Source organism: Planktothrix mougeotii LEGE 06226, from assembly GCF_015207485.1.
Taxonomy (GTDB): Bacteria; Cyanobacteriota; Cyanobacteriia; order Cyanobacteriales; family Microcoleaceae; genus Planktothrix.
The window spans coordinates 31,673-55,498 of sequence record NZ_JADEWU010000023.1 but is presented as its reverse complement, the minus strand read 5'-3'; the positions used below and the strand labels follow the sequence as shown (position 1 = coordinate 55,498).

Annotated in this window: 19 protein-coding genes and 1 pseudogene; 7 read left to right on the top strand and 13 right to left on the bottom strand. The window is 37.5% G+C overall.

The genetic code is table 11. From position 1 onward, the window contains the following. Positions 1-91: 91 nt before the first annotated feature. Together IQ236_RS12205 and IQ236_RS12200 are read left to right on the top strand one after the other, a co-directional pair. Positions 92-2,512, top strand: coding sequence for a tetratricopeptide repeat protein (locus IQ236_RS12205; RefSeq protein WP_193869506.1), 2,421 nt, complete (start codon positions 92-94; stop codon positions 2,510-2,512). Positions 2,513-2,576: 64 nt separating this feature from the next. Next, the gene (locus IQ236_RS12200; RefSeq protein ID WP_193869505.1) at positions 2,577-5,198 is read left to right on the top strand and encodes a glycosyltransferase; all 2,622 of its coding nucleotides are present in this window, start codon (positions 2,577-2,579) and stop codon (positions 5,196-5,198) included. Between the two features lie 89 nt (positions 5,199-5,287). On the opposite strand, the gene IQ236_RS12195 is transcribed toward IQ236_RS12200, so the two are convergent. Continuing rightward, entirely contained in the window at positions 5,288-6,223 is a 936-nt protein-coding gene (locus tag IQ236_RS12195; RefSeq protein ID WP_193869504.1) for an NAD-dependent epimerase/dehydratase family protein, read from the bottom strand. Between the two features lie 153 nt (positions 6,224-6,376). Here IQ236_RS12195 and IQ236_RS12190 point away from each other — a divergent pair, with 153 nt between their 5' ends. Next, positions 6,377-7,087, top strand: coding sequence for a class I SAM-dependent methyltransferase (locus IQ236_RS12190; protein WP_193869503.1), 711 nt, complete (start codon positions 6,377-6,379; stop codon positions 7,085-7,087). A gap of 93 nt (positions 7,088-7,180) precedes the next feature. After that, on the top strand, positions 7,181-8,800 hold the full coding sequence (locus IQ236_RS12185) for a tetratricopeptide repeat protein (protein ID WP_193869502.1): 1,620 nt from the start codon (positions 7,181-7,183) through the stop codon (positions 8,798-8,800). Between the two features lie 129 nt (positions 8,801-8,929). Here the strand turns inward: IQ236_RS12185 and IQ236_RS12180 are convergent, their stop codons facing one another. The 10 genes from IQ236_RS12180 to IQ236_RS12135 all read right to left on the bottom strand — a co-directional run bounded on the left by IQ236_RS12180 (position 8,930) and on the right by IQ236_RS12135 (position 17,575). Then, positions 8,930-11,467 (bottom strand): glycosyltransferase, encoded by a 2,538-nt coding sequence (locus IQ236_RS12180; RefSeq protein ID WP_193869501.1) that lies wholly within the window; start codon positions 11,465-11,467, stop codon positions 8,930-8,932. A 7-nt stretch (positions 11,468-11,474) separates the two neighbouring features. Beyond that, the gene (locus IQ236_RS12175; RefSeq protein WP_193869500.1) at positions 11,475-12,044 is read right to left on the bottom strand and encodes a Uma2 family endonuclease; all 570 of its coding nucleotides are present in this window, start codon (positions 12,042-12,044) and stop codon (positions 11,475-11,477) included. Between the two features lie 44 nt (positions 12,045-12,088). Next, entirely contained in the window at positions 12,089-12,841 is a 753-nt protein-coding gene (locus tag IQ236_RS12170; protein WP_193869499.1) for an SDR family NAD(P)-dependent oxidoreductase, read from the bottom strand. Next, positions 12,841-13,173: a type II toxin-antitoxin system PemK/MazF family toxin gene (locus IQ236_RS12165; RefSeq protein ID WP_193869498.1), complete on the bottom strand. Its 333-nt coding sequence runs from the start codon at positions 13,171-13,173 to the stop codon at positions 12,841-12,843. The genes IQ236_RS12170 and IQ236_RS12165 overlap by 1 nt, the downstream gene beginning before the upstream one ends. After that, complete coding sequence (locus IQ236_RS12160; RefSeq protein ID WP_193869497.1) at positions 13,151-13,354, bottom strand: hypothetical protein; 204 nt, start codon at positions 13,352-13,354, stop codon at positions 13,151-13,153. The genes IQ236_RS12165 and IQ236_RS12160 overlap by 23 nt, the downstream gene beginning before the upstream one ends. A gap of 49 nt (positions 13,355-13,403) precedes the next feature. Further along, positions 13,404-14,030, bottom strand: a complete 627-nt coding sequence (locus IQ236_RS12155; RefSeq protein WP_193869496.1) for a Uma2 family endonuclease — start codon at positions 14,028-14,030, stop codon at positions 13,404-13,406. A 281-nt stretch (positions 14,031-14,311) separates the two neighbouring features. Beyond that, positions 14,312-15,265, bottom strand: a complete 954-nt coding sequence (locus IQ236_RS12150; protein ID WP_193869495.1) for a phosphoglycerate dehydrogenase — start codon at positions 15,263-15,265, stop codon at positions 14,312-14,314. Between the two features lie 6 nt (positions 15,266-15,271). After that, positions 15,272-15,949: an acylneuraminate cytidylyltransferase family protein gene (locus IQ236_RS12145; protein ID WP_193869494.1), complete on the bottom strand. Its 678-nt coding sequence runs from the start codon at positions 15,947-15,949 to the stop codon at positions 15,272-15,274. A gap of 20 nt (positions 15,950-15,969) precedes the next feature. After that, positions 15,970-16,611 (bottom strand): cyclase family protein, encoded by a 642-nt coding sequence (locus tag IQ236_RS12140; protein ID WP_193869493.1) that lies wholly within the window; start codon positions 16,609-16,611, stop codon positions 15,970-15,972. Further along, positions 16,595-17,575: a glycosyltransferase family 2 protein gene (locus tag IQ236_RS12135; protein WP_193869492.1), complete on the bottom strand. Its 981-nt coding sequence runs from the start codon at positions 17,573-17,575 to the stop codon at positions 16,595-16,597. Before IQ236_RS12135 ends, IQ236_RS12140 begins: the two co-directional genes overlap by 17 nt. Positions 17,576-17,669: 94 nt before the next feature. On the opposite strand from IQ236_RS12135, the gene IQ236_RS12130 reads away from it, so the two are divergent. Continuing rightward, on the top strand, positions 17,670-19,394 hold the full coding sequence (locus IQ236_RS12130) for a tetratricopeptide repeat protein (RefSeq protein WP_193869491.1): 1,725 nt from the start codon (positions 17,670-17,672) through the stop codon (positions 19,392-19,394). Positions 19,395-19,438: 44 nt separating this feature from the next. Then, a complete protein-coding gene (locus IQ236_RS12125) occupies positions 19,439-20,926 on the top strand; it encodes a tetratricopeptide repeat protein (protein WP_193869490.1) in 1,488 nt (495 codons plus the stop codon). Between the two features lie 86 nt (positions 20,927-21,012). Here the strand turns inward: IQ236_RS12125 and IQ236_RS12120 are convergent, their stop codons facing one another. Continuing rightward, a complete protein-coding gene (locus IQ236_RS12120; protein ID WP_193869489.1) occupies positions 21,013-21,474 on the bottom strand; it encodes a DUF29 domain-containing protein in 462 nt (153 codons plus the stop codon). 49 nt (positions 21,475-21,523) lie between these two features. Then, positions 21,524-21,998: pseudogene (locus IQ236_RS12115) on the bottom strand (hypothetical protein); the annotation flags it as partial. A 190-nt stretch (positions 21,999-22,188) separates the two neighbouring features. On the opposite strand from IQ236_RS12115, the gene IQ236_RS12110 reads away from it, so the two are divergent. Further along, positions 22,189-23,826 carry an FkbM family methyltransferase gene (locus IQ236_RS12110; RefSeq protein ID WP_193869488.1) on the top strand — a complete coding sequence of 546 codons (1,638 nt, stop codon included), beginning with the start codon at positions 22,189-22,191 and terminating at the stop codon, positions 23,824-23,826.

The following is a 23,826-nucleotide window of genomic DNA, read 5'->3' as shown; positions in this document are numbered from 1 at the left end:
CTCCTCTCCATTTTAATGTTGAGATTGTGATACGATACTTTAAGTTTACCAACCCCCTGGCAAGCAACCCTTAGTTTTTAGAGTGAAATCTATGACGGTGACAGCCTTTCAGCAAGCAAATCAGTTGTTAAGAGAAGGAAAGTTAGAAGAAGCGGTGGTCGCTTATCGTCAAGCGATTGACGAGAATCCGCAATTTTATGGAGCTTATCAGAATTTAGGTGAAACGTTGGGGCAGTTGAGGCAGTTTGAGGAAGCAAAACAAGCATTTCATAAAGCTATTGAGTTAAAGCCTTCTGCTGCTTGGTCTTATTTTAGCTTAGGTAAGGTATTAGAGCAATTGGGGAAACAAGAAGAAGCCCAGGTTTATTTCCTGCAATCTGTTAATTTAGATCCAAAACTTGATAGTTCAAAGTCTATCCCCTTACAAAGTATATACTTCCCTGAAAAATTACAAACCCCAAATTTAAGTTCAACTGGACAATCCGATGAAAATTTCTATAACTTAGCACAGACTCTAGTTAAAGAAGGAAAATTAAATGAAGCGGTTACTTATTATCAAAAAGCGATTCAGATTCATCCTGAAAACCTAAATTGTTACCAAGATTTAGGAGATTTATTCAAAAGACTAGGAAAGTTAGATGAAGCAATTAATGCTTACAATCAAATCATAACTTTAAAGCCTGATAGTAATTTGTTGGTTTACAAAAAATTAGGTAATCTATTATTAACAAGGAATGAATTAACTGACTTATCAACATCTCCGGAGAATAATAATCACTCCATTAACCATCCAGAAAATAAACAAAAGAATGACATTAAAAATAATCCAGAAGTCAAAATCTCCTTTGGAATTAAGACAAATAGAAAAAATGAGTTCAAAACAATTGCTGTTATTTTTAGTATTTTATCTCAAAATATCAACTCGGAAAATTTTGAAATTTTAATTACTGGAGACACTGACTTTAAGTATATTCCTGAGACCATATTTAAATCTTATAAAATCAGACTAATTAAAGATATAGAGTCCGCCAATAACGGAAAATTGGCTACAATGTTAAACACGATAGTTAGAGAGGCTAGATACGATTATGTATGCTCCTGCGATGATGACATTATATTTACAGACGGGTGGTACCAAAAATTATGTATTTTTTTAAAAAACAATCCTTCTTCAAAGATTATCAGCTTTCCAATTAAAAATACAGATGGTAGTCGCTTCTGGGACTGGGCGTATAATGATAGCCAATCAGGGTCACAGCTAGCCAACTTGGGGGAGAAATCAAATCAAGTTTATGTTACGGGGGGAATGGTTGTACTGCACAAGCAGGTTTGGCAAACAGTTAAGTGGGATGATAGTAAAGGATTCTATCAGAAAGAGGATGTTGATTGGTCAGAACGAGTCAGAAAAGCCGGATACACCATAGAGTTTTGTACCCACGCTAGCGTCCTTCATAATGACTGGCGTTACTTTCAAAGTGGAACAAAAGTTATTAAATCTAAAAAGCTGGAAGAAATTTTAGATCACACTCCCCTTGCTTTTCAATTTGGGAGTTTAGCAGCCAATTCACCTAGTTATACTTCAATAGAGGAAAAGGGAAGATGGCCGATCGCTCCTGAAAGGATTTTAGGACTGAAAAACAAGTACAAAAATCAGAGATGTTTTATTGTTGGTAATGGGCCCTCTTTAAATTTGCATGACTTACGGCTTTTAGAGTCGGAAATAACATTTGGTGTGAATGGAATTTTCTACAAGACAGATGAAATGGGTTTTAAGCCAACCTTCTATGTTGTAGAAGACAAAGCTGTCATGAGAGATAATGTAGATAAAATTAATCAGTATAAAGGGGTCATCAAAATTTTTCCGACTGATTATTATGATTTGATTGACGACGATAATAAAGACTCTGTGATTTGGTTTAAAATGAACCAAGGATATTATGAAGGAAAAAGTCCAAATTTCCGTGTTCCCCGATTCTCTACTGACAGTTCAGAACGGGTATTTTGTGGCCAAACAGTCACCTTTATCAATTTGCAGCTTGCTTACTTTATGGGGTTTTCAGAAGTGTATTTAATTGGGATGGACTTTTCTTACCAAGTTCCCCAAACAACAATTATTAATGGAGGTGTTTATCTGTCTACAGGTGATGATCCCAACCATTTTCATCCTCAGTATTTCGGCAGTGGTAAAACTTGGCATGATCCCAAGCTAGATAGAGTTGAACGTGCTTATAAGCTGGCTCGATTAGTTTACGAAAGTAGTAATATAAAATTATATAATGCCACATTTGGAGGTAAATTAGAAGTCTTTGAACGAGTAGACTATAATGCACTGTTCGGCATACAAACATTATCTCATGAAAATTATGATAACTTTCACGAAGATATGTACTTAACGTTATATCCTGACGTGCGAAATCTGATCGAGAGAGATAATGGTTACACAGCGATTAAACACTATGAGAAACATGGAAAATATGAAGGCAGAATTTTCCCTAAAAAAGTAAATTTTTAAATTTACGAAGAGCTTTTATTAAAATCACTCACAGCGTAATATCGTACAGGACAATAGATGAATTATGAAAGATAAAGTATTTCTTTGGTTTGGTCGTTTTCAAAGTTCAGTCGGTTATGCTGATGCAACCCGGAATCATTTTGAATCGTTAAAGCAGCAAGGTTGTTACATTTATGGGATTGATATTGAGAAGAATCTTATTTTTTCTCCTAAACCTCACCCTCAAGTTAGTTGGGAAAAAGATGAGAATTGTGTCTATTTTAAATCAAATACGATAGGGCTTAAATTTATAGCTATTATTCAAGAAGTTCCCCTTCGTTTTTATCAATTATCGGCTCAGGGTCTAGTTAGAACAATTGGTTATTCATTTTGTGAAGTTACAGGGGTTCCAGAGAAATGGATATCATCCATTAATTCTAACGTTCAGGAATTTTGGGCTTCATCACATCACTGTAAAGATGTATTTGTTAATTCTGGAGTTCCAGCAAGATCTATAAAATTAGTACCTTTGTGCCTAGACTTAGAAATTTATACGAATGTCCCCCCAATTAAGGTCTTAGAATTTACAGATCTTTTAAGCAAAGAAGTTTTTTCTTTAGATATAGTTGAAACAACTATGTTTTTAATGGTGGTTTCTAACTTTAATAGAAAAGATATAGCAACAGCTATTAGAAGTTTTTTAAAGGAGTTTGAAATTGATGATCGTGTTTGTTTTTTGCTGAAACTTCCCGCTAATACTTCAGAACATAATTTAAAAAAATTCATTGATAACCCTTTGCAGGAAATTTGCCATACCGATAAATTTAAAAAATTAGTTAAAATTATAGGAGGTGATTTCTCTTTTGATCAAATGCTTAATCTCTACAATTCTTGTAGTGTTTATGTATCTACTGAGCGAGCAAAAGGATGGGATTTACCTTGTATGCAAGCAATGGCTTTGAGTAAAGCCTGTATTGGCATAGACTGGTCAGCCAATGTTGAATTTATGAACTCTTCAAACTCAATATTAATTAGTCATAATGGTCGCCTAGTCTATACAGATCCACATTTATATGGTTCTGATGAACTTTATCTAGGTCACAAATGGGCCAGTGTAAATGAGGATGAGCTTTCGACTGCGATGAGGAAATTATATGAAAATTTAGAGTTAAGAAATTGGCTAGGAAAGAATGCTAGACAATACATTTATGAAAACTTTACCACTCAAGCTGTGGGAAATTTAATTTTATCTTTGGTTGAAGATTATGGAACAGAAGACTATTTATCCGATACTGAAGCATCTGTGAAGTGGATGTGGAAACCCCATCAGATTACTCAAACAAATTCTAGTGTTTCGCCAAGTTTAGATCAATTTAAACTTTTGTTTAATACAAGCCTAATTGATGAAGATGGTCACCCATCTGAACAAGCTATAAAAGATAGACTTTCCCTTTTAAGTCAAAACAACTTTTATATTCCTTTATTTGGCAGTGTTCATAACAGAATTGAAAAAATATCGTTGATTTATTCCGGATCAATTTCAATATTAGAAAAATTAAGCTCTATCACCAATATTGTTAATAACAGTGATTCTCATTCATTTGTTTCTCAATTTGATAGTATTTTTCTCCTAGATGAGTGTGGTTTTGAATTTTATGATAATTCACATGATACTATGTTTTGGATTATTGGTAATCCAAAATACTTGTTAAAACTATTTGATATGATGAATGGCAAGAAAGAATATATCAATCAATTTGATTACATTTTTATCCCGATACAATTCTATGGTTTAATACCTGATCACTCAAAGTTTATCTGGATTAATGTTCCTCCTAAAGTTGACAATAGTTGGAATCCCACTTATCTAGACTGCGCTTCTTGTGTTAAAGGAGGTTTTGTCTCTTTATCTATAGCGTTACAACTTTCCGCTTATTTAGGGTTTGACCTGATATATCTTCAGGACGATTGGAAAACATGGGAGTATGATACTACCATCAGTATTTCTTCCGTTGATGTGCACCGAGTTGTTGAGAAAAGCATTAAATGTGCTGAAATAGCTGGATCACAAGTTTGTACACTGCAAAATTCATTAGAATTATCGACATCTATTCTTGGTAAGAATTACCTTTGTAATCAGCCTACAAGCAAGAATAGAAAATTAGTAGAGTCAACAAAAACTTATTCAAAATCTATTTGGTTTGATGGGGAGAGAAATTACTGTTTTAAAATCAATAAAGACAATCTGAAAAACTTAACTATAGATATTAAATTAATGAGCTTTTTATTGGGTTCAAATGAGTTTAATAAAAAGTTTCCCAAGATTATTTGCTCGTGGGAACCGATTACAGTTTTTGAGTTTTTTGATAAATACTCAATCTATGTAAAATCTATAAATCAACACTTCTACATCACCAGAGATCCTATTTTTCAAGCCTGGCAACATCTTATAGTTGTTATTGATAATCTCAACCAAATCTTAGTTTATTCAAACGACCAGCTTGTCGTTAATCAAAAATTACAATCCGTGTTAACGCTTGAAAATAATCTCTATATTGGTAAAGGTTCACCTGACTTTCCTAGTGGAAGAATATGGAAGGGGTGGATTCAAAGTTTTAATTGTTACTCGATTTCACTAACTCCGGAAGCTCTCAGTAATTTTTCAAGACAAAATCGAACCCAAGATAGTTCAATTTTTCGCTTATAAAAATTTACCCCAACTTTTTCACTTTTCAGAGCCTATAAAACAGAAGATTAATTGTTGGAAAATTAAATCTGGAACAAAAGTTTGGGAAATTAATTAGTCTTACTCTTTAAACTTTTAAATAACTGAGATAAACCTTCCTGAAGTGTGATGTTCGCTGTTATATTGAAGTTATCCTTTGCTGCTTTAGGATTACCGATGGAATAACGAATATCTCCTTCACGGGGATCTTGATGTAGGATCGGTACAACTTGTTCTGCAACATTCATGGCTGTTTGAGCAAGTTCATGAATTGAAATTCTCTCTCCTGTGCATACATTAAATACAGGTGCTTCAGTTGTTGCCTGATTTAAGGCTGCAATCAAGTACCGCACAACATCGCTAACAAATATAAAATCACGGGTTTGATTTCCATCTCCAAAAATGGTAATTGATTGATTTGAAAGGATGCGATTAGCAAAAATGGAAATCACTCCAGAATAGGGAGAAGAAGGGTCTTGACGAGGGCCATAAACGTTGAAGAATCTCAGACCACAAGTGGGTACACCATGAATATTGCCAGCTACTTTAGCGTGAAGCTCACAACCTAGTTTATCGGCTCCATAACCAGTCAGAGGTTGTTTGGGGTAAGATTCATCAATAAGATTCTCCTCTGTGTTACCATATACAGCAGCAGAGGAAGCGTAAATAACAGGTATAGGTCTTTTACCTGTTCTACGGGCGGCATTGAAAATGTTAATCGTTCCTGTTAGATTAACTTGGTGGGTTCCTACCCAGTCTTGATTGGAGCTTTGAGTTGACGCGATCGCTGCTAGATGAAAACAAGCATCTACGCCTTGCATAGCTGAGTCTACAGTTTTGACATCAGTGATGCTACCGACCTCGAGTTGAACTTTGGGGTTAACATTCTCCAACTTTCCGGTAGATAAATCGTCTAAGACTTTCACTTTGTGTTTTTGATTCACCAGGGTGTCAACTAAATGAGAGCCAATGAATCCGCATCCACCAGTCACTAAAATTAAGCTCATATTGGGTTGCAAATTTTAGGGTATTCTGGTATTATAGCTAATTAGCGATCAGTTTAATGATACTAACTAATCATCAACTGATATTTTTTATTTTGTTTAATAACGAACCCATTTCAATTCCTTGTACTTGTCATGACAATACCCATTGAGACTTTGAAAGAGCAAATTAATCTACTAAGTCCTTGGTATCACAAAATCGATTTTGGCTATAATATCGTAACCAATGCACCTGCAGATCAATCTAAAGTTTTTGAAATTATTGCCCCCTACCTGCCAGAAATTCAAGGAAAAAAAGTTCTAGAACTAGGTTCAAATGCCTCGGCTTTATCCCTGGAGTTTATAAAAAGGGGAGCTAAAGTTACAGCCGTTGAAATAAATCCTAAATATGTAGCTCAAGCTAACTTTGTCAAGCAGTATTTTGGTCTTGAAAATCTCACAATTATTAGTGAGGATGTTTATAATATTCATAATCTAGGACAGTTTGATATTGTTCTTTGTTTGGGCATACTTTATCATGTCCGCTATCCCCAGTTACTCCTTGATTTATGTCAATATGTATGCAACGGAGTTATGATACTTTCAACTCAAGTTTGTGAATCAGACGATTTTGTAATGATTAATAGATGTTCAGCAACAAATCACAATACAGAACAAAATACAGATTTGCTCGGATGGCTTATCAATGAAAAAACTGTATTTAAAATGCTTTCGTCTGCTGGATTTAGCAATATTGAGAAAATTTTAAATAGAAAAGACAAAAATTATAGTATATCAACAGGAGCACATAATGACCTTTATGTCATCGGGGAAAATAGATCCATTAATAGGTTACCTGGCTTTATTAAAATTCTAAAGAACAGGTAATAAGCTATGAAATTAGATATACAAGTAATTATAATCTTTTTTTATTATTTCAGTGTTTTTTGATCAATCAATATTAACCTGATCAACTTTTATATGAATCAATGTATCAAAATAAATTATATAAAAAAGGCTAATCGACTTAAACAGGAAGATAAATTAGAAGAAGCGATTGCAACCTACCGTATTGCAATTGAAACAAACCCTAGTTTTAGTTGGTACTATAATAATCTTGGAGAATGTCTAGCCTCCCAAGGAAATTTTGATGAGGCTGTTACAAATTACTACAAAGCAATTGAGCTAAATCCATCATTAGGTTCTTTTTATTATAACTTAGCAGAAGTATTTTCCCAAAAAGGTTCTTTAGAACAAGCTATAGCTTGTTATAACCAGGCTATAGAAATTACCTCTATTTCCCTATATGAAAAAAAATTAATAAATGCCCTCATAGAATATGATGATTTAGGTCAGATATTATTAAATGATTTAAAAAAAACTCCTGTTACAGACTCTAATTTACTCAATAATAATCAAGACAATTTATTTAAAAAATCAATCAAAGTGACTGAAACTAAAGAAAAATTGGGATTTTTGTATTTTAAAATTGGGCAAAGATTATACCAAAAAGGTTTGTATCAAGAATCAAATTTAATATTAAATTCCGCTATAAAACTCAATAATAATTTGCACTGGGCACACCATTTATTGGCTTGTATTTTCAAGGAAAAGCATCACTATAAACAGGCAATAGATCATTTTAGTTTAGCCATTAAGGTTAATCCTCGTGAGTTTGGTCATTATTGGCGATTAGCACAAACTTATACGAAACAAGGAGATATTAACTCAGCGATAGAAACCTATAATATGACTCTAACTCTAAAAAAAGATGATCGAGTTAAGCAAGAATTAGATTCACTGTTAATGCTTCATCTCGGCAATAATTTTGATTTTCCTTTATCAATAAATCATTTAGCTAGTTTTAATATAGAAAACATTATTAATCAATATCTGGATCGTCCTGATATTCTAACAAAGTTAGGAGAATTTTATAATAAAATTGGCAAACTTAATGAAGCTAATCGCATTCAACAAGAAGTTAGTATTCACTTTGAACTAGCCTCATCTAGTCAAGTATTATTGATTATTTTTTCTTCCAGAAATGACATTCATGCGAACATTCAGTTTCAATTTCGTAAATTGTTATCTCAAGTAGATGTTAAAAAAATATTTATCCGTGATGTTCATGATGCTTGGTACAATAAAGGTCTAAAGAACATTGTTGATAGCATAGAAGGTATAGCTGAATATTTGAAAGAACAGATTGAGCAGATCAACCCCAGAAAGTTAATAACTTTAGGTTCTTCCTCCGGTGGGTACGCCGCCTTGTTGTTTGGTTTCCTGTTAAATGCAGACAAATCTATAGTTTTCAGTCCTCAAACAAAAATACCACGCCCCCGACCTTTTCCTGATGAAAAGTTGCTTGTAGGTTGCGACTCGAGGTACTTTGATTTGCTTGATTTGAGGTGGGAAAATTCCAAAACCATCTGTAGCATTCATTATAGCGAAGATTTTCTTTCAGATAGAGATGCTGCGATCAGAATGAAAACACTTGATAATTTTAGGCTTTGTGGCTATCCGGCAGGAAACATTCACAATATAGCGGGATGGCTCAAAAACCAAGGTAAGTTAGAGCCAATACTTTTAGAAGTAATATAAGTAATTGAAAAAAGGGAAGTTATTGACTTTCTTTTGTCACTCTCCGAAATAATCCAGTAATAATATGAAATCCCTAAATGTTGGCTATATATGGATTTGTTTTTAAGGCAGCAGAGCGTATCATTTGTATCATCTATACTGGGATTTCCTATGGGTAAGCAAAACCCTTGCCCTTTTTTCCAAAGGAAGCATCCACTTCTTCACCTCCCCATCTCCAAAAAAATTATCCAGTAACTTGTGCATATTTTCAATCCATTTCTCAGACTTGTCAACCTCCGTCAAGTCCCCACCCTCACAAACAAACTGACGTAACCACACCGCGACACAATGTCGCAAACCCAAACGCAACACCACATCAATCATAGCCACCTGCCAATACTCAAACTGGCTATCAAAACCACCCAAAAGTCCCAACTTGTCGCGACGAAACAGAATGATACTCTGACGGAAACCTCGCCACAACCGCCAGAACTTCCAAACATGCAAATCTCCTAAATCTGGTAATTCCTCCCAAGGAATACCATCTCCTCCAGTATCAGCCCCTATGCTATCCCTCCCAGCAAATACTATATCCACTTTCCGTTGTTGGGCGCAACTTATCAGTTGGGTTAATCCCCCAGAAATCAAAAAACTATCCCCAGGTAGAAATAAAACAAAATCCCCTTCAGCTAAAGCCAAACCCTGATTCCAAGCCGATAAAATCCCCTGCTTATCATGCTGAACATAACGGATGTAGGGTAACTGCGACTCTAAGACCTGCTGAGTATTGTCCGCAGAACTATTATTAACTACAATAACTTCATAATTAGGGTACTGCTGATTCAACACGCTGGCTACAGTTTCTTTAATCGTTACCGATTGATCATCTCTAGCAATAATAATGCTCACCCTGGGGCTAGTTTGCAACTTTACATCAATCCCTGAATCATCCTTAAAAAATAATTCTCGATAATCTTGCTTAGGAAAAACTTGGCACTGTCCATCTAAAGTAGCATCAATAATCTGACGATTATTTACCTTAAAATAATCATAGGCAATTTTATAATGATGTTCAGAAGTTGCTAAATCAGGTAAATGCCATTTAGTGCCTTTACCAAAGTAATCAGGATGAAAATGATTCGGATCATCACCAGGAAAAATTACTTCTTTATGGGGTTGTCCTTGAGTTACAAAATGATGATCAACCCCAATTAAAATTACAGTTTCAAATCCCATGTAGTAGGCTAACTGCATGGCTATATAGGTGACTGTACTGCCTTCATTTAATCCTTGAGTGGGATCAGGACTGAAAGCAATATCAGGCGGAGGGTTAGTTTTAATAAAGAAAATATCATCTTGGGGTAATAGATAGGGAATTCCTCGGTTACTTAAAAACTTAGGACAAGGAATATTTAAAATTTCCTCAGCATTTTGTTCAATCACTAAGCGGTTAACTGAAACATAATAAGTAGGAATAAATCCCCATTTTTCAAATCCTAAATAAATTTTGTTTAATCCAAAACAAATTTCATTTTTAAGAAAGGATAAATCCATCTGGTTTAAACTAGGGCCATTACCAATAATAACGCAACGCTGTCCCTTATGCTTATCTTTAAAGGCTAATAAACGCTGATTAGAATCTTTAAGAACTGCTAATTCTTGTTCCGGTAAATAGACGTTATTAATCCAATCCTCAAACTCATTAACCTTACTAATTGCTGGATGCTCTGCTGGGATTTTAGATACATAGTTGGTTCGATAAATCTCTAAACCCTTTTGAAACTGTTGAATATTTTCTCGACAAAAATCTAAAACCACTTGACCGATCTTAGGGACTTTTCTATTTAGCTCTAGTTTGAGTTGAGCTTGGGCTATCGATAACAAACTAACTTGATCTAATTCAGGATGTGCTTTTTCTACAGCTTGCATATAATTTGGAAAAGGAAACCTAACAAAATAGGGGCAATAATCAAATGTATAGGAATCACCTCGACTTCCACTATAGGCAAGTCCTCTCAAAATACTTCCCCAATCAATGGTTGTTACTTGTAATTGTTGGGCAATTTCATAACATAATATTTTTGCACATCCACCTAAAGAAATAAAGACTGTATCAATATTATATTTCAGAACTAAAACGAGGATATCTAGTTTAATTAAATCTAAATTTTCCTTTAAATTATTACCCTGATCACGAGGTTGAAGAAAAAAAACAGAGTTTTCCTTAGGCCAAAACTTTTGTGTCAGTTTTCTATAGTCTTCATCTTGGTAAAGTTTCTCTAGGATAGCTGCCTCAGAACCCACAATTAAACAGCGTTTTCCCAGTAAATAATCATGGAGTTTATAATAAGTCCAATCTCTAATTAAATTTCCAGTTTTTGGGTGATTATTGATATAAGTTTGAGAAGCGATAGATAAATTAATTCTAGGGAAATTTTGCCTATTGTAGTCTTGATTCATGCAAAGATCAAGATAACTACAGTTTTGATAGGAAATTACAAGCCTTTCATAATGGCATGGATCAAGACCTGTTAACTTCACATCCCTTGAATTCATTAAATAGCCCAACTCCCCATCCCCCATTCTGAGGTATGAGGTTTCACCACCTCGTCCTAAAAATTGGTGTAGGTGTTCTATAGCTTGAGAACGTATGTCCTTGGGGGTTAATTCAGAAGACAATTGACTCATTTTCCGATCATTCAATATTCAACCAACTAAACATTTCTGTCACCGACAATTTCATATCTTTAACACTTTCTAAAACAGGTAAAACTTCTTGCTCTGATTTGATGTCAGGAAATTGATTAGGCTGAAATATAATGACTGATTCATCTTTAGGATCAATTAACCATCCCAATTCTGTTCCCTGCTTCAGACAAAAAATAATCTTTTTAATAACTTTGTTAGGAGATTGTTCGGGAGATAGAATTTCAATGACCCAATCAGGATAAATTTCAAAGCGATTTTCAATTCTCCCTTGTTCTGTTTTCGGGATGCGCGTCCAAGTAAAAACAGCCAGATCAGGTACTAGAGAACGTCCACCAAAAGTACACCTTAATTCTGTAAAAGCTAAGGCTGCTTTATTTGCTTTTCCGACTTCATTAATCTTTGCAGATAAATAAGTTTGAATCAGACTATGTTCTCCCTGGGGCATGGGTTTTTGTTCTATTTTTCCATTAATATATTCACTAGAAGGTTTAGTTTCAGGAAAGACCAAAAAATCCTCTAAGGTGATTTTTGTTTGAATTTGATTAACCGCAACCATTTTTTACCTCCTAACAACGTTTGGTTAGTATAGTGCTTTATTTTTTACTCTGTACTTAACCGACAGGTTGCACCCCCATCCACGACTAAGGCTTGACCCGTCATAAATGAAGATCGGTTATTATCAGCTAGAAAATAGATCGCCTCAGCAATTTCTTGAGGCTGACCCACACGACCCATAACGTGCTTAGATCCCAACTTTTCTAATAACTCTACCACATTGTCTGCCTGCAAATGCCCACGACTCAACCCCGAATGTAACATCGGTGTATCTACAGCACCAGGAAGCACCGCATTGACTCGAATATTATCAGAGGCTAACTCAATTGCCAAGGCTCTCGTTAACGCTAACATCGCCCCTTTACTAGCAGCATAAGCCGCTATATTGGCAGAAGTAGCGATCGCATGAACCGAACTGACATTAATAATTGCTCCGCCTTGAGATTTCATCAAAGGGTAAAGCTGACGTATTCCCAAATAAACAGATCGAACATTTACTGCCATTACTCGATCCCACTCCTCCGGTGTAGTCTCGACCAAAGGTTTACAAACTTGAATAGCAGCATTATTCACAATAGCTGCTATATTTTCAACCTTTTCTGACAGTTGGCGAGCGATATTTTTCCAAGCCAAAGTATCAGAAACATCAGCCTGAATAAACAAGTCAACCCCTGTTAAATCAGGGATAACTTCACCGAGATCAACGCCTACCACATACCAGCCATTTTTTTTAAACAACTCAGCAGTAGCCCTACCAATACCACCTAAAACCCCAGTAATTAAGATAACTTTACTCATTAAATTAACCCTAACCAATATCGCAACGACTGCTCTAAGTTGTCTGCATCCCCATCAGATAACTTGCCAATTACCTTAATAATTAAGTTCTCATGGACTGTATACAAACCCCGCTTTATTACTGTGGCTACATTTAGCCCTGCTTTAGACCAATCCGAAAGCAAAAACTCGCCCTCAAGTAAAGATTCTGTTCTGCTTGTTAGAGGGACAATCAAAATATCTTGAGATGGATGGGGCGCATTGACAACAACCGCAGGTCTGACTTTTGAACTCGACAGGTCTGAAAATGGATAACGAACCAGAATGACATCATTTTTTGAGCAACTCGGCATAAACATCATCCTCAGCGTTATCCCAAACTGCATTTAACGAAATCTGACTTGCTTGAAGCCAAAATTCAGATTCATGATCAGGAATCAGAGTGATTAGCACTTGCGTTCCTTCGACTAACTCTGATGGCTCCAGCAATTCTATTTTGCCTTGTTTAACTGTACCCCAAAACGTCTTTAACATACTTACCTCTTCTAACTCATACCCCACGATAACATTAACCTGAGCGGAATTATTGCCCGACTTCAAATATTTGTTCTGCCATTAAGTTGAATTCAGGGAAAGTTGGCGATCGCAAGAAATCTTGACCTCTAAATAAATTGACCCTATATTCTCCATTAACCCAATGATAAATCAAAATTGTTGGTTGTTTCGGGTCTCCAATATAACGCCGACCTCCTAACCCCAAATAATCAATAATCCAATATTCGGTAATTCCAAATTTCTCATATTCTCCGAGCTTCATTAAATCATCATCTTGCCAATTTTTATTAACAACTTCTATGACTAATTTAATGCTCGTACCTTGAGTAATCGTTGAACGCTTTTTCCATAAAGGCTCATTTTCTAGTGCCTTAGAATCCAAAACCATCACATCAGGAATATAAGCCGATTTCTCCGAATCTATGGCTTTAATTAGTCCCTGTCTAGGAATAAAAAAAGGCAAGTTCAGACGCTCAATATAAACCGATAATTTTGATGCCAGAAAACCAGCAACTTGTTCGTGAGTTCCCGTCGGCTGCATTTGAATAACCACTCCATTATGCAATTCAAATCGACCCTCATAACCATCAGGATACCAGTCCAGAAACTCCTCTAAAGTCAATGAAGTTTTCTGTTCTTCTGTCTGGATAAACATATAAAACCTCCAATTTAAAGGATGATTTAACTCATCAAAAAACTCTGTTCTATCCAAAAAATCCTGTAAAGACGACAAATGATTTATTCATCTTAAATTTTTGATCCGAGTTCTGTTGCTATGATATAGAAGAAATTTTTGAGATAATTAAGGCTGACACAAATTAAATCCGTTTGAAGCCAGCCTATTTTTAATGTTTTTTTAAATTCAGGAGATTGTAGTTGAGCATAATCTCCGTGAAACTTTTATGTCTATATCCATTAGCTGAATTACATTATTAATCATTTTTTGATTTCCTCCTTAATTCCTAATCCCTGTAATAAATTCTGAATCGCCATTTCATTCACCCGAAATACAGCTTCCTTGGTATGGGAACTATTATGAGTTCCAAAAATACATTGATCAAATTGACGTAAGGGACTGTTCATCGGTAACGGTTCTACTTCAAATACATCCAAAGCAGCCCCCGCCACTTTCCCAGATTCCAAGGCAGCAACCAACGCCGTTTCATCAATTAATGGCCCCCGTGCCACATTCACCAAACGCACCCCAGGTTTCATTAACTCAAATTGCGGATGACTTAATAGGTGATGATTTTCAGGTGTTAAATTACAAGATAAGGCAATAAAATCCGATTCTTGTAATAACTCCTCAAAAGAAACGGACTGAACCCCGAATTCAGCTTGAACGGCATCAGAAATGGGCATAATATCATAACCCAGAATTGACATTCCCACCGCCATACCCCGCTTAACAATTCCCCGTCCAATACTCCCCACACCAATAACACCCAAGGTTTTACCCCGTAGCGTCATCCCTGGAAGTTGTAGCCATCCTCCTGAACGCACAGATTGGTCTAATTTATGCAGGTGTCTAGCTAATAGGATAATATAACCCAATGCCACATCCGCTACTTCGTCAGAAAAAACATCCGGTGTATTCTTAACCGCAATTCCTAATTCCTTTGCCGCCTCTCGGTCAATGGCATCCACACCAATACCCCATTTGGCAACAATTTTAAGGCGTTTTCCCTGTTCCAAAACTTTAGCGGTAAAGGGATCATCCCCAGCAATGACCCCATCAAATTGAGCAATAATTTCTAACAGTTCAGCTTCACTCATTTGCTGCACAATATCAGGAACCACAATCTCTATATTTCGTTCTGCAAAAAAAGAACGATAGTGTTCAATGGTTTTTTGTAAATGGGGACAAGTAATTAAAACCTTTAAGTTCATATCCGGTTATTTTTGATTGACTTCTTTATACAACAATTCAGCCACTTTAAAATCTAATTCTTCATCAATATCCACCGCTTGTAACCGTTCAATTTCAAACATAAACGGTCGTTCTCCAATGCGATTATGTTTAGATTCTAAAATCTCACGAGTGAAGATATATAGACAAGAATTTTCTTCGTAAATTGGGGGTAAATCTTGGGTTCTTAATAAAATCGCTGGATTATGATTAACTGCCCTAGCCAAACTATCCCACAGACGAGTTTGTAAGCGAGTTACCCCAAATAGAGAATCATACATGGGATAATTGTTTAAGAACGTTTCAACGGCATCCGTAATTGTTTCTGCCTTTAACAGAGGGTTTGTACTGTGGGTTTGCAGATAAAAATCCGCCTCGACTTGTTGAACACTATTGAGCAGAACATCATTCATCGGTGTTGTTCCGGCTCTTAAATGTTCGGGACGTTCTAAGAGTTTAACCTGGGGAAAATATACGGCTGCATCCTCCTGAATCTTAGGACTATCGGTATCAATCACTACTTCAGAAATTAAAGGACAAGCTAACAGATTCCTAACAACACAATGATATAACGGTTGACCCGCAAAATCTCGATAGTTTTTACCAGGAACTCGTTCACTGCTATGTCGCATCGGCACAAAGGCGACGATTTTGGGGGAGCTCATATTGATATCAATCCCAGAAATTAATGATCTTTTTCAAGTAAAACGGCTCTGGCAGGTGCGCCATCAGACCCAACCAGTTTCAACGGTAAACACACTAAATCATACAACCCAGGGGTGACATCCGTTAAGTTTAATCCTTCTACAATCACAACCCCAGCACCCAGGAGGATTTCATGGGTTAAGGGACTATCATAATAGCGTTGTACGGAAAGGTAATCAACCCCAATTAACTGAATCCCTTGATTGACAACCCATTGGGCAGCATCGGCTGTTAAGGCAACAAAATCCGTTTGAAATTCCGAGACTTGATTAGCCCACAGTTGGGAGTTGCGGGTTCGTAGCAGCAGGCGTTGAGTATTGGGGGGAAGTGCCAACGCTTCTAAATCTTCAGGAGTCACCGCATTTATTTCGGGTAAATGGGCAACAACAGCAGTCCCAATTAATACCTCTAAGGATAACTGTTCAACGGTTTTACCTCCAGAAACAAAATGCCAAGGAGCATCAACATGGGTGCCAATATGAACATCTGTTTCTAGTTGGGAAACGTTAGCCACTTCTCCGGCATCCATTCGCATCGTTTGAAACAAGCGAAACCCTGGACTTCCTGGCCATACTGGAATTCCTGAGTGTAATGCAACTGAGATATCAATGATGTTGGGCAACTTCTGTCTCCTTGGGCAAACTGCTGTAGTCAATCACACGATGGGTTTCGTTGTTATCGGTTTCGCCAAGTTGGGAACGGATCAACTCATTGGGATAATAAAACCTTTGTTTGAGTTGATTGCTGAGGCGTCCTTGTTGCCTAAATCCTTGATAAGTTCCCCAGAATTGCATGAAGCGAAAGCTGAAAATTTCATTGATGTTATCCCAGAATTGTTGATCGTGCCAAGCATGATAATAGTCACTCAACAGATTACCTGTAAACAGTCTTAGAAAATCAATGAAATGAAAGTGTTCTTGGGGGAAAATACGTTTCAGAGCGATCGCTTCTCGACGATAGCGGTTATAGATTTTATTAAAGGTTTCTTCATGAACATGGACAATTTCTGCTTCTGCCACATAAGCGAGTTGATAGCCAAGTCCCAGTACCCGTTTTGCCCAATCTAAATCTTCTAAACCTGTTAGGGTTTCATTATAGGGCAGTTGTTGCCACAGGGAACGGCGAATGGCAGCGTTAGCATTATTGCAGAAGGGATGGTCTTGATACCAGTGAGACTGATCGGGAAACCATTTGGCAAAGACTTGATGTTCAGAATATTTCGTTTGTTGATTTCCCCGTTGTTTACCGTAAGTTAAGCCGATTTTTGGGTCACGGAAGGGAACTAACAGTTGTTCGAGCCAGTCCCGATAAACCGGGTAAACGTGGGCGCTGGCAATCACAATGATATCCCCTGTGGCAGCTTGACACCCCAGATTCAGCGCTCGACCAAAGGAAAATTCCTGGGGCTGGATTGACAAAAGTTTGATAGGATAACGGCAGGCGATCGCAACGGTGGCATCGGTGGAACCTGAGTCTACAACGATGATTTCATAATCTTGTAGAGTTTGTGCACCGATACCACTCAGCAGACGTCCTATATGTTGTTCTTCGTTGTAACATCGGATCACCAGAGAGCATTTTACCATGTTTTTTGTCTATGTGTAGTTTTTGCTGTTAGGTTAACATTATTTGGGGACTGGATGGAGCCAGTTTTTGTTTCGTAAAGAGGAGATTGGGTTAATGTCGGAAGTTCAAAGTGGAGCTAATAGCGTTTTTCAAAGGGCGAGAAAGTTGCAACGGGAGGGGAAGTTGGAGGAGGCTGTTGTTGCCTACAATCAAATCTTAGAAACTCCTACAAAATCTGCATGGACTTACAGCAATTTGGGAGAAACATTGGCAAAACTTGGTAGTCTTGATGATGCCATTAATAGCTATCGCCAGGCAATTGAGTTAAATCCTAATCGAAGTTGGTTTCACTATCAGCTAGGAACTTTGCTATTGAAAAAAGGTGAATTACCGACAGCGGCTTCTAGCTTGGGAAAAGCAATTGAAATTAAACCAAAAAAATATTTTTTATACCACCAATTAGGAGAAGTTTTAGAGAAGCAAGGTAAGTTGGATGCTGCTTTGGGTTGTTGGCAAAAAGCGGTTGAGCTTAACCGCGAGTCTAGTGGTAGTTACCATAAAATAGCGGAAGTTTTCTCCAGACAACAACAGTGGCAAAAATCTGTCGAAAATTATCGTCAGGCTGTAAAGATTAATCCTAGCTCGTTTTGGTCTTATTTCGGATTAGGAAAAGCGCTGCAAAGACAAGAAGAATATTCGGAGGCGATCGCTGCTTATGAACGCGCCAGCCAAATTAATCCCAGTAATGCAGAGGTTTATCATTGGTTGGGCGAAGTTTTCGTAAAAGTTGGTCGTTTTTCCGAAGCAGTTAGCTCTTATCAAAAAGCGATCAATATTCAACCAAAAGCATGGTTTTATCGTGGTTTAGCCGACGCTTTGAGAATGCTGGGAAAAGATAATGAAGCGATCGCTTATTACCGTTTGGCGCTTAATCTTAAGCCAGATTACACTGTAGCTCAAAACAACATCTGGGGAATCCTGGCAGAATTTAGTCAACTAGACGAAGCAGTATCTAATTATCGCTCTCTTCAGGGTAAATTCTCTAAAAGTAGCGGTGCTAAAAAAGGACTGAATTGGCCTGAAAAAACTTTTATAGTCGATCGCAATTATCGTTTTGTTTATTGTCCAATTCCTAAAGTTGCCTGTTCCAGTTTTAGAAAGTTGGCAGTTGAATTAAGCGAAACCGCTAACAAAGAAGAAGTTATGAGCCTGCCGCTAGACCAACTTCATGCCTATGTAAAAAAGTATTTTACTCTATCAAACTACAACTACTCAGAGGCTTGCAAAATTCTAGAAGGTGACGAGTATTTTAAATTTGTATTTGTTAGGAATCCTTGGCATCGCCTAGTCTCTGCCTATTTAGATAAATTTGTTAAGCGTCAACCTCCTGCCCACTATGTCAGAGATGTTATTAGAGCAGTTTATAAGCGCAAAAATCAAGCTCCAGATTATGATAATTCAATAACATTTAAACAGTTTGTAGAAGATTATTTGATGATAACACCGGATGAGGACTTAAACGAACATTGGCAGCCTCAAAATTGCTTTTTAGGAAATGTAAATTTTGACTTTATTGGAAAATTTGAAAACTTGGCAGAAGATTATCAATTTATAAAAAGCAAGCTGAAAATATCCCTAGATTTACCGTGGTTAAACAAAAGCACTAGCCCCAAAAATGCTGCTGATTCGAGTGAAAATTTATCAGACTTTTACCCTAGTGAATTGGGGAAATTACCCGCATCACCAAATTACAGACAATTTTACTCTGACAACTTAATTGAGGTAGTCAGAAGCAGATATAAACAAGATATTGATAAATTTGAGTACAAATTCGATTAAAAAATTTATTGACTAAAATAGATTGACACTTACCAGGATTAAAAATGGATAAAGCAGAATTTTTAACTATTTTTCCCACCTTTGAGAGATTAGAAGTAGTCCAGAAAACCTTACCTAGTATCATTGCGGAAACTAAGCGCAATAATGCCCGCTTAATTGTTCACGATTCCAGCGTCGATGGGCAAGCTGAAAAATGGGCTTATTTGCAGGAACTTAACCAGAATAATGATTTCTTTTTGATTTTGTCTGACAATTTGTCGATGGCCCACGCTCGCAATATGTGTTTGTCTTTGGGGCAAGAACTCTACGGGCCTGATTATATTTGCATGATAGAGGACGATCATGGCTATAACTCTGGGTTTATTGTCAGTGTTATTGAGGCAATGAAGCAATATTACGGCAAATCTTCTCCTGTTGGCGACTTGAAGTATGGACTTTTTACTGGTTGCAGGGTACATAATCGCCATCTGACTCAAAAGCTGCCAGATGGTAATGCTTATGTCGATCCAAATTCACCGCCAGAGCAAATGGGAAGAGCAAATAGTTGTTGTCGCTGCGCTCCGACTTCCCACTGGAATAATGTACTCAAGGGACTGGATACGGATGAGTATTTGATTTCTTATTATCAAACTAAGCATCTAAACCTCAGAAATTATCATAAGGGTTTTACAACTTTGCTGGTGGCAAACGGGGAGAAGATGTTTGAGATAGAGTCGGCAGGTAGGGGAGATAGTATTAAGTCAAAAATTAGGATGTGGGACGATAATTACGCGGCAAGCGACCCTAGAAGTGTGTTTTTAGGAAAACCAGATCCGTATAAATCTGAACCGTGGAAGCGTATAAATTCCAGGATTAAACTAGAGATTAGTTCTGATAATTCCGAGGAGTATCGGCGTTTGGGGGATTCTTTGTTTAAGGAAAGTAAGTTTGATGAAGCTGCTGCTTATTATCAACGGGCGATTGCCTTAGATGATAAATCGGTTTGGGCTTATTTTGGGTTGGGTAAGAGTTGGCAACGCTCTGGCAGGCTACTGGATGCGATCGCTACTTATAAAAAAGCTATTGAATGTGACTCCTCGAAAGCTGATATTTACCATTGGTTGGGAGAAGCGTTGGTTTTGGCGGGGGAAGCCAAAGAGGCAATTATTGCTTATCAAAAAGCGATCGAGCTGAAACCTAATTTAGCTTATCCCTATCGCGGTTTGGGTGGTGCGATGATGGAAATGGGAGATTTGGAAGGGGCGATCACTCTCTTGAGAAAATCCACAGAAATCAACCCCAAATACCTCGCAGCTTACAACCAACTGGGAGAAGTCCTAGCTGCTCAAGGCAACTTTTCTGAAGCGGCCACCTGTTATCAAAAAGCCATCGAATTAAACCCGAAATCCTTCCTACCATTCGGTCAACTTGCAGAAATATTTGCAGAACAAGGAAAAATAGAAGAAGCCCTGAACTATTTCCAGCAAGCTATTCAACTCAACCCCAAGCATCAAGCCGTACATACTGAGTTAATCGCAGCGTTGTCTAAGTAGGACAGTTCTAACACTTACGCGGGAGATCCTTCGACAGATCAGGAGGTTTCAAAGCATGAGAAATAGCGATCGCTATATTTCAGAAATTATTCCCAATCTTGACGAGTATCACAGATAAAACTATCTGCGATAACTTCCTCAAACTTGTATGGACATTGGGCTGGAAAAGTTCTCAAGGGCAAGTTTGTGTCTCGGAGTGCTAGATCAACTCCTGCCTCAAAGCCATCTTCTAAAGCATCAACGACGCGAGACTTTAAGCTAGGATTACGATGAAAATGGCGATTAATTGCGCGACGTTGTTCCCTGATGGTCAAAAACCAACTGCGAGAACGGTTTTCTGGCTGATATTCCCATTTGAGGAGATGACCTAACAAAACACTCAGACGGCTTACCAATTCTCGATACTCCTGTCTCCCCAAAGCTTGTATTTCCTCTTGTAAGTTTTGCCAGTCCAATTCTGATATTTGTTTCTCTGCTAATGCTTTGACTTGCCACTGTGTCCAGCCATAAAAATCTTGTTCGTATTGTGAAACCGTTTCAGAATTCATAACATTGATAGTTAACGATAAGGACAAAAGCAGTTATTAATGGTTTCTATCGAACTCGTTTAATTTGTTCTCTTTGATAGAAATACAAATCGTAACTTCCTACTAACCGTAATCGTCCAATCCCTTTTTTGCCAGTAAAGGTAATGGCTTTACGGGTTTCCCAGTCTAATTTCCATCCACATTGTTTGTACTCAACTGAACGGCAATTTTTCTTGAATTTAGGGAAGCCTTTTTTGCCGGGTACTTTCTTTTTGCAATTGTCGTAAAATCGGGCGATGGCTGACCAGGCTCTCTCTGCACTCGACTGTCTCGCGTAGAGACGTAGCATGCTACGTCTCTACTGCAAATTTAAACTCATGAGGTAATACTCGACAATATTTATTCAGGTCATATCGTCCTACCCCTTTATTATCCATCCAATATCTTAAACATTTATTTTGGATGAATTGGGCAGTCCGAATTGCTTCATCTATTGCGTCGTACTGATGTTTTTTAGCTCTAACTTTAAATTCTAAAACAAGCATTTATGTCACCGCTATCGACCTAAATCTAGGTTAGCACAAGTTTCCTTTTTTGTGTCAAGATTTATATGTCGTGCTTCGCTGTTTTTATTGCTCGGTTTTTCATCTCTCCGCCAAGCTGCGCGCTCGGCGGGAGTCTTCAAACCGAGATTTATGATAAAACTCGAAAGCTTTCAACTCCAAGCGCCCCTCCATGAAACTCGACTTCTCCAACCTTTGCCAACAACACAGCATAGCCCCACGCGGGATTATTTTTATTGGTGCTTCCGATGGTAAAACCCTTAAACGGCTTAACCTTCCCGACACGGTTAAAACCCTGATCATCGATGCCAACCCCAAAACGGTTGAACGACTGCAAGCTAATTTTGCCGATAGTCCCAATATTCAAGTTGTTCAAGCTGCCGTTAGTAACCACAACGACACTGTAACTCTACATCTGACTTCTCTTGAGTCTAGCAGTTCCATTTTACCCTGGAAACAGTACAGCGAAATTTACCCAAATATCAAAGAAACTCAACAACTCACCCTCCCCTCCCATACTTTGGATAGTCTTCTCGAAGAACTACATCTGTCTCCCGTTGACTTTAATATCCTGATTCTTGATATCCAAGGCGCTGAACTTTTGGCCTTAGAAGGTGCTAACCAACTTCTCAATACCCTGGATGCTATTTATACCACCGTTCATTATCAAGAACTGTTTGAAGGGGGTGCATTAGCAGAACAAGTTGATCAGTTCCTTGCTGATTATCAATTTCAACGGGTAGCAGAAGTCAGTCCCTACCATCCCGCTTGGGGAGAAGCCTTCTATGTCTGTCAAACCGTTGAGACTGAGGACGTTGTTCATCCGGTTAAACCTTTATCCCAAACCTCTCAACTTCTTCAGGAAACCCAAGAACAGCTAGAAACTTTACAGTCCCAGTACCAAGAGGTTTTGGTCACGTTGGAGCAGACTCAAGTTCAACTACAACAGAGTACAGAAAATTTAACTGAGTTACAATCCCAACGGGATCAAATGTTAGTCGAGTTAGAACAGTCTCAAACCGACCTCAAACAATCTCAAACCCAACAGGAACAATTACAAACTCAACTCCAACAAACCCAAACCGACCTCAAACAATCTCAATCTCAACTCCAACAATCTCAAACTGACCTCAAACAATCTCAATCTCAACTCGAACAATTACAAACTCAACTCCAACAAACCCAAACCGACCTCAAACAATCTCAGTCTCAACACCAACAATTACAAACTCAACTCCAACAAACCCAAACCGAACTCAAACAATCTCAGTCTCAACACCAACAATTACAAACTCAACTCAAACAATCTCAAACCGACCTCAAACAATCTCAGTCTCAACAGGAACAATTACAAACTCAACTCAAACAATCTCAAACGGAACTTAAACAATCTCAATCTCAACTCGAACAATTACAAACTGACCTCAAACAATCTCAGTCTCAACAGGAACAATTACAAACTCAACTCAAACAATCTCAAACGGAACTTAAACAATCTCAATCTCAACTCGAACAAACCCGAAAAGAATCTGATCAGTCTCGTTCAGAACGGCATGAAGTTCGAGAAGAATTAGAGTTAACTCAATTTCAACTCGATGAAGTTCAGGTTGAGTTAGAACAATATGTTGCTCAGTGCCATCAACAGAAAGAAGAACTCACTAAACTGCAAACCGAACTCGAACAAACTAAAATGCTCTTAACTCAAGCTCAACAACAACCAGAACCAACTGTTGCTAAAAAATCAAAATCCGATAATGCAGCAATGGTTAAACTATTGGCAAGAGTTCTCGCAGAAACCCTTGAAGATTAA

What these genes read in the sequence shown, in the direction of transcription:
- IQ236_RS12205 (WP_193869506.1), top strand. Translation starts at nt 92, where the DNA reads ATGACGGTGACAGCCTTTCAGCAAGCAAATCAGTTGTTAAGAGAAGGA.
- IQ236_RS12200 (WP_193869505.1), top strand. Translation starts at nt 2,577, where the DNA reads ATGAAAGATAAAGTATTTCTTTGGTTTGGTCGTTTTCAAAGTTCAGTC.
- IQ236_RS12195 (WP_193869504.1), bottom strand. Translation starts at nt 6,223, where the DNA reads ATGAGCTTAATTTTAGTGACTGGTGGATGCGGATTCATTGGCTCTCAT.
- IQ236_RS12185 (WP_193869502.1), top strand. Translation starts at nt 7,181, where the DNA reads ATGAATCAATGTATCAAAATAAATTATATAAAAAAGGCTAATCGACTT.
- IQ236_RS12180 (WP_193869501.1), bottom strand. Translation starts at nt 11,467, where the DNA reads ATGAGTCAATTGTCTTCTGAATTAACCCCCAAGGACATACGTTCTCAA.
- IQ236_RS12175 (WP_193869500.1), bottom strand. Translation starts at nt 12,044, where the DNA reads ATGGTTGCGGTTAATCAAATTCAAACAAAAATCACCTTAGAGGATTTT.
- IQ236_RS12170 (WP_193869499.1), bottom strand. Translation starts at nt 12,841, where the DNA reads ATGAGTAAAGTTATCTTAATTACTGGGGTTTTAGGTGGTATTGGTAGG.
- IQ236_RS12165 (WP_193869498.1), bottom strand. Translation starts at nt 13,173, where the DNA reads ATGCCGAGTTGCTCAAAAAATGATGTCATTCTGGTTCGTTATCCATTT.
- IQ236_RS12160 (WP_193869497.1), bottom strand. Translation starts at nt 13,354, where the DNA reads ATGTTAAAGACGTTTTGGGGTACAGTTAAACAAGGCAAAATAGAATTG.
- IQ236_RS12155 (WP_193869496.1), bottom strand. Translation starts at nt 14,030, where the DNA reads ATGTTTATCCAGACAGAAGAACAGAAAACTTCATTGACTTTAGAGGAG.
- IQ236_RS12150 (WP_193869495.1), bottom strand. Translation starts at nt 15,265, where the DNA reads ATGAACTTAAAGGTTTTAATTACTTGTCCCCATTTACAAAAAACCATT.
- IQ236_RS12145 (WP_193869494.1), bottom strand. Translation starts at nt 15,949, where the DNA reads ATGAGCTCCCCCAAAATCGTCGCCTTTGTGCCGATGCGACATAGCAGT.
- IQ236_RS12135 (WP_193869492.1), bottom strand. Translation starts at nt 17,575, where the DNA reads ATGGTAAAATGCTCTCTGGTGATCCGATGTTACAACGAAGAACAACAT.
- IQ236_RS12130 (WP_193869491.1), top strand. Translation starts at nt 17,670, where the DNA reads ATGTCGGAAGTTCAAAGTGGAGCTAATAGCGTTTTTCAAAGGGCGAGA.
- IQ236_RS12125 (WP_193869490.1), top strand. Translation starts at nt 19,439, where the DNA reads ATGGATAAAGCAGAATTTTTAACTATTTTTCCCACCTTTGAGAGATTA.
- IQ236_RS12120 (WP_193869489.1), bottom strand. Translation starts at nt 21,474, where the DNA reads ATGAATTCTGAAACGGTTTCACAATACGAACAAGATTTTTATGGCTGG.
- IQ236_RS12110 (WP_193869488.1), top strand. Translation starts at nt 22,189, where the DNA reads ATGAAACTCGACTTCTCCAACCTTTGCCAACAACACAGCATAGCCCCA.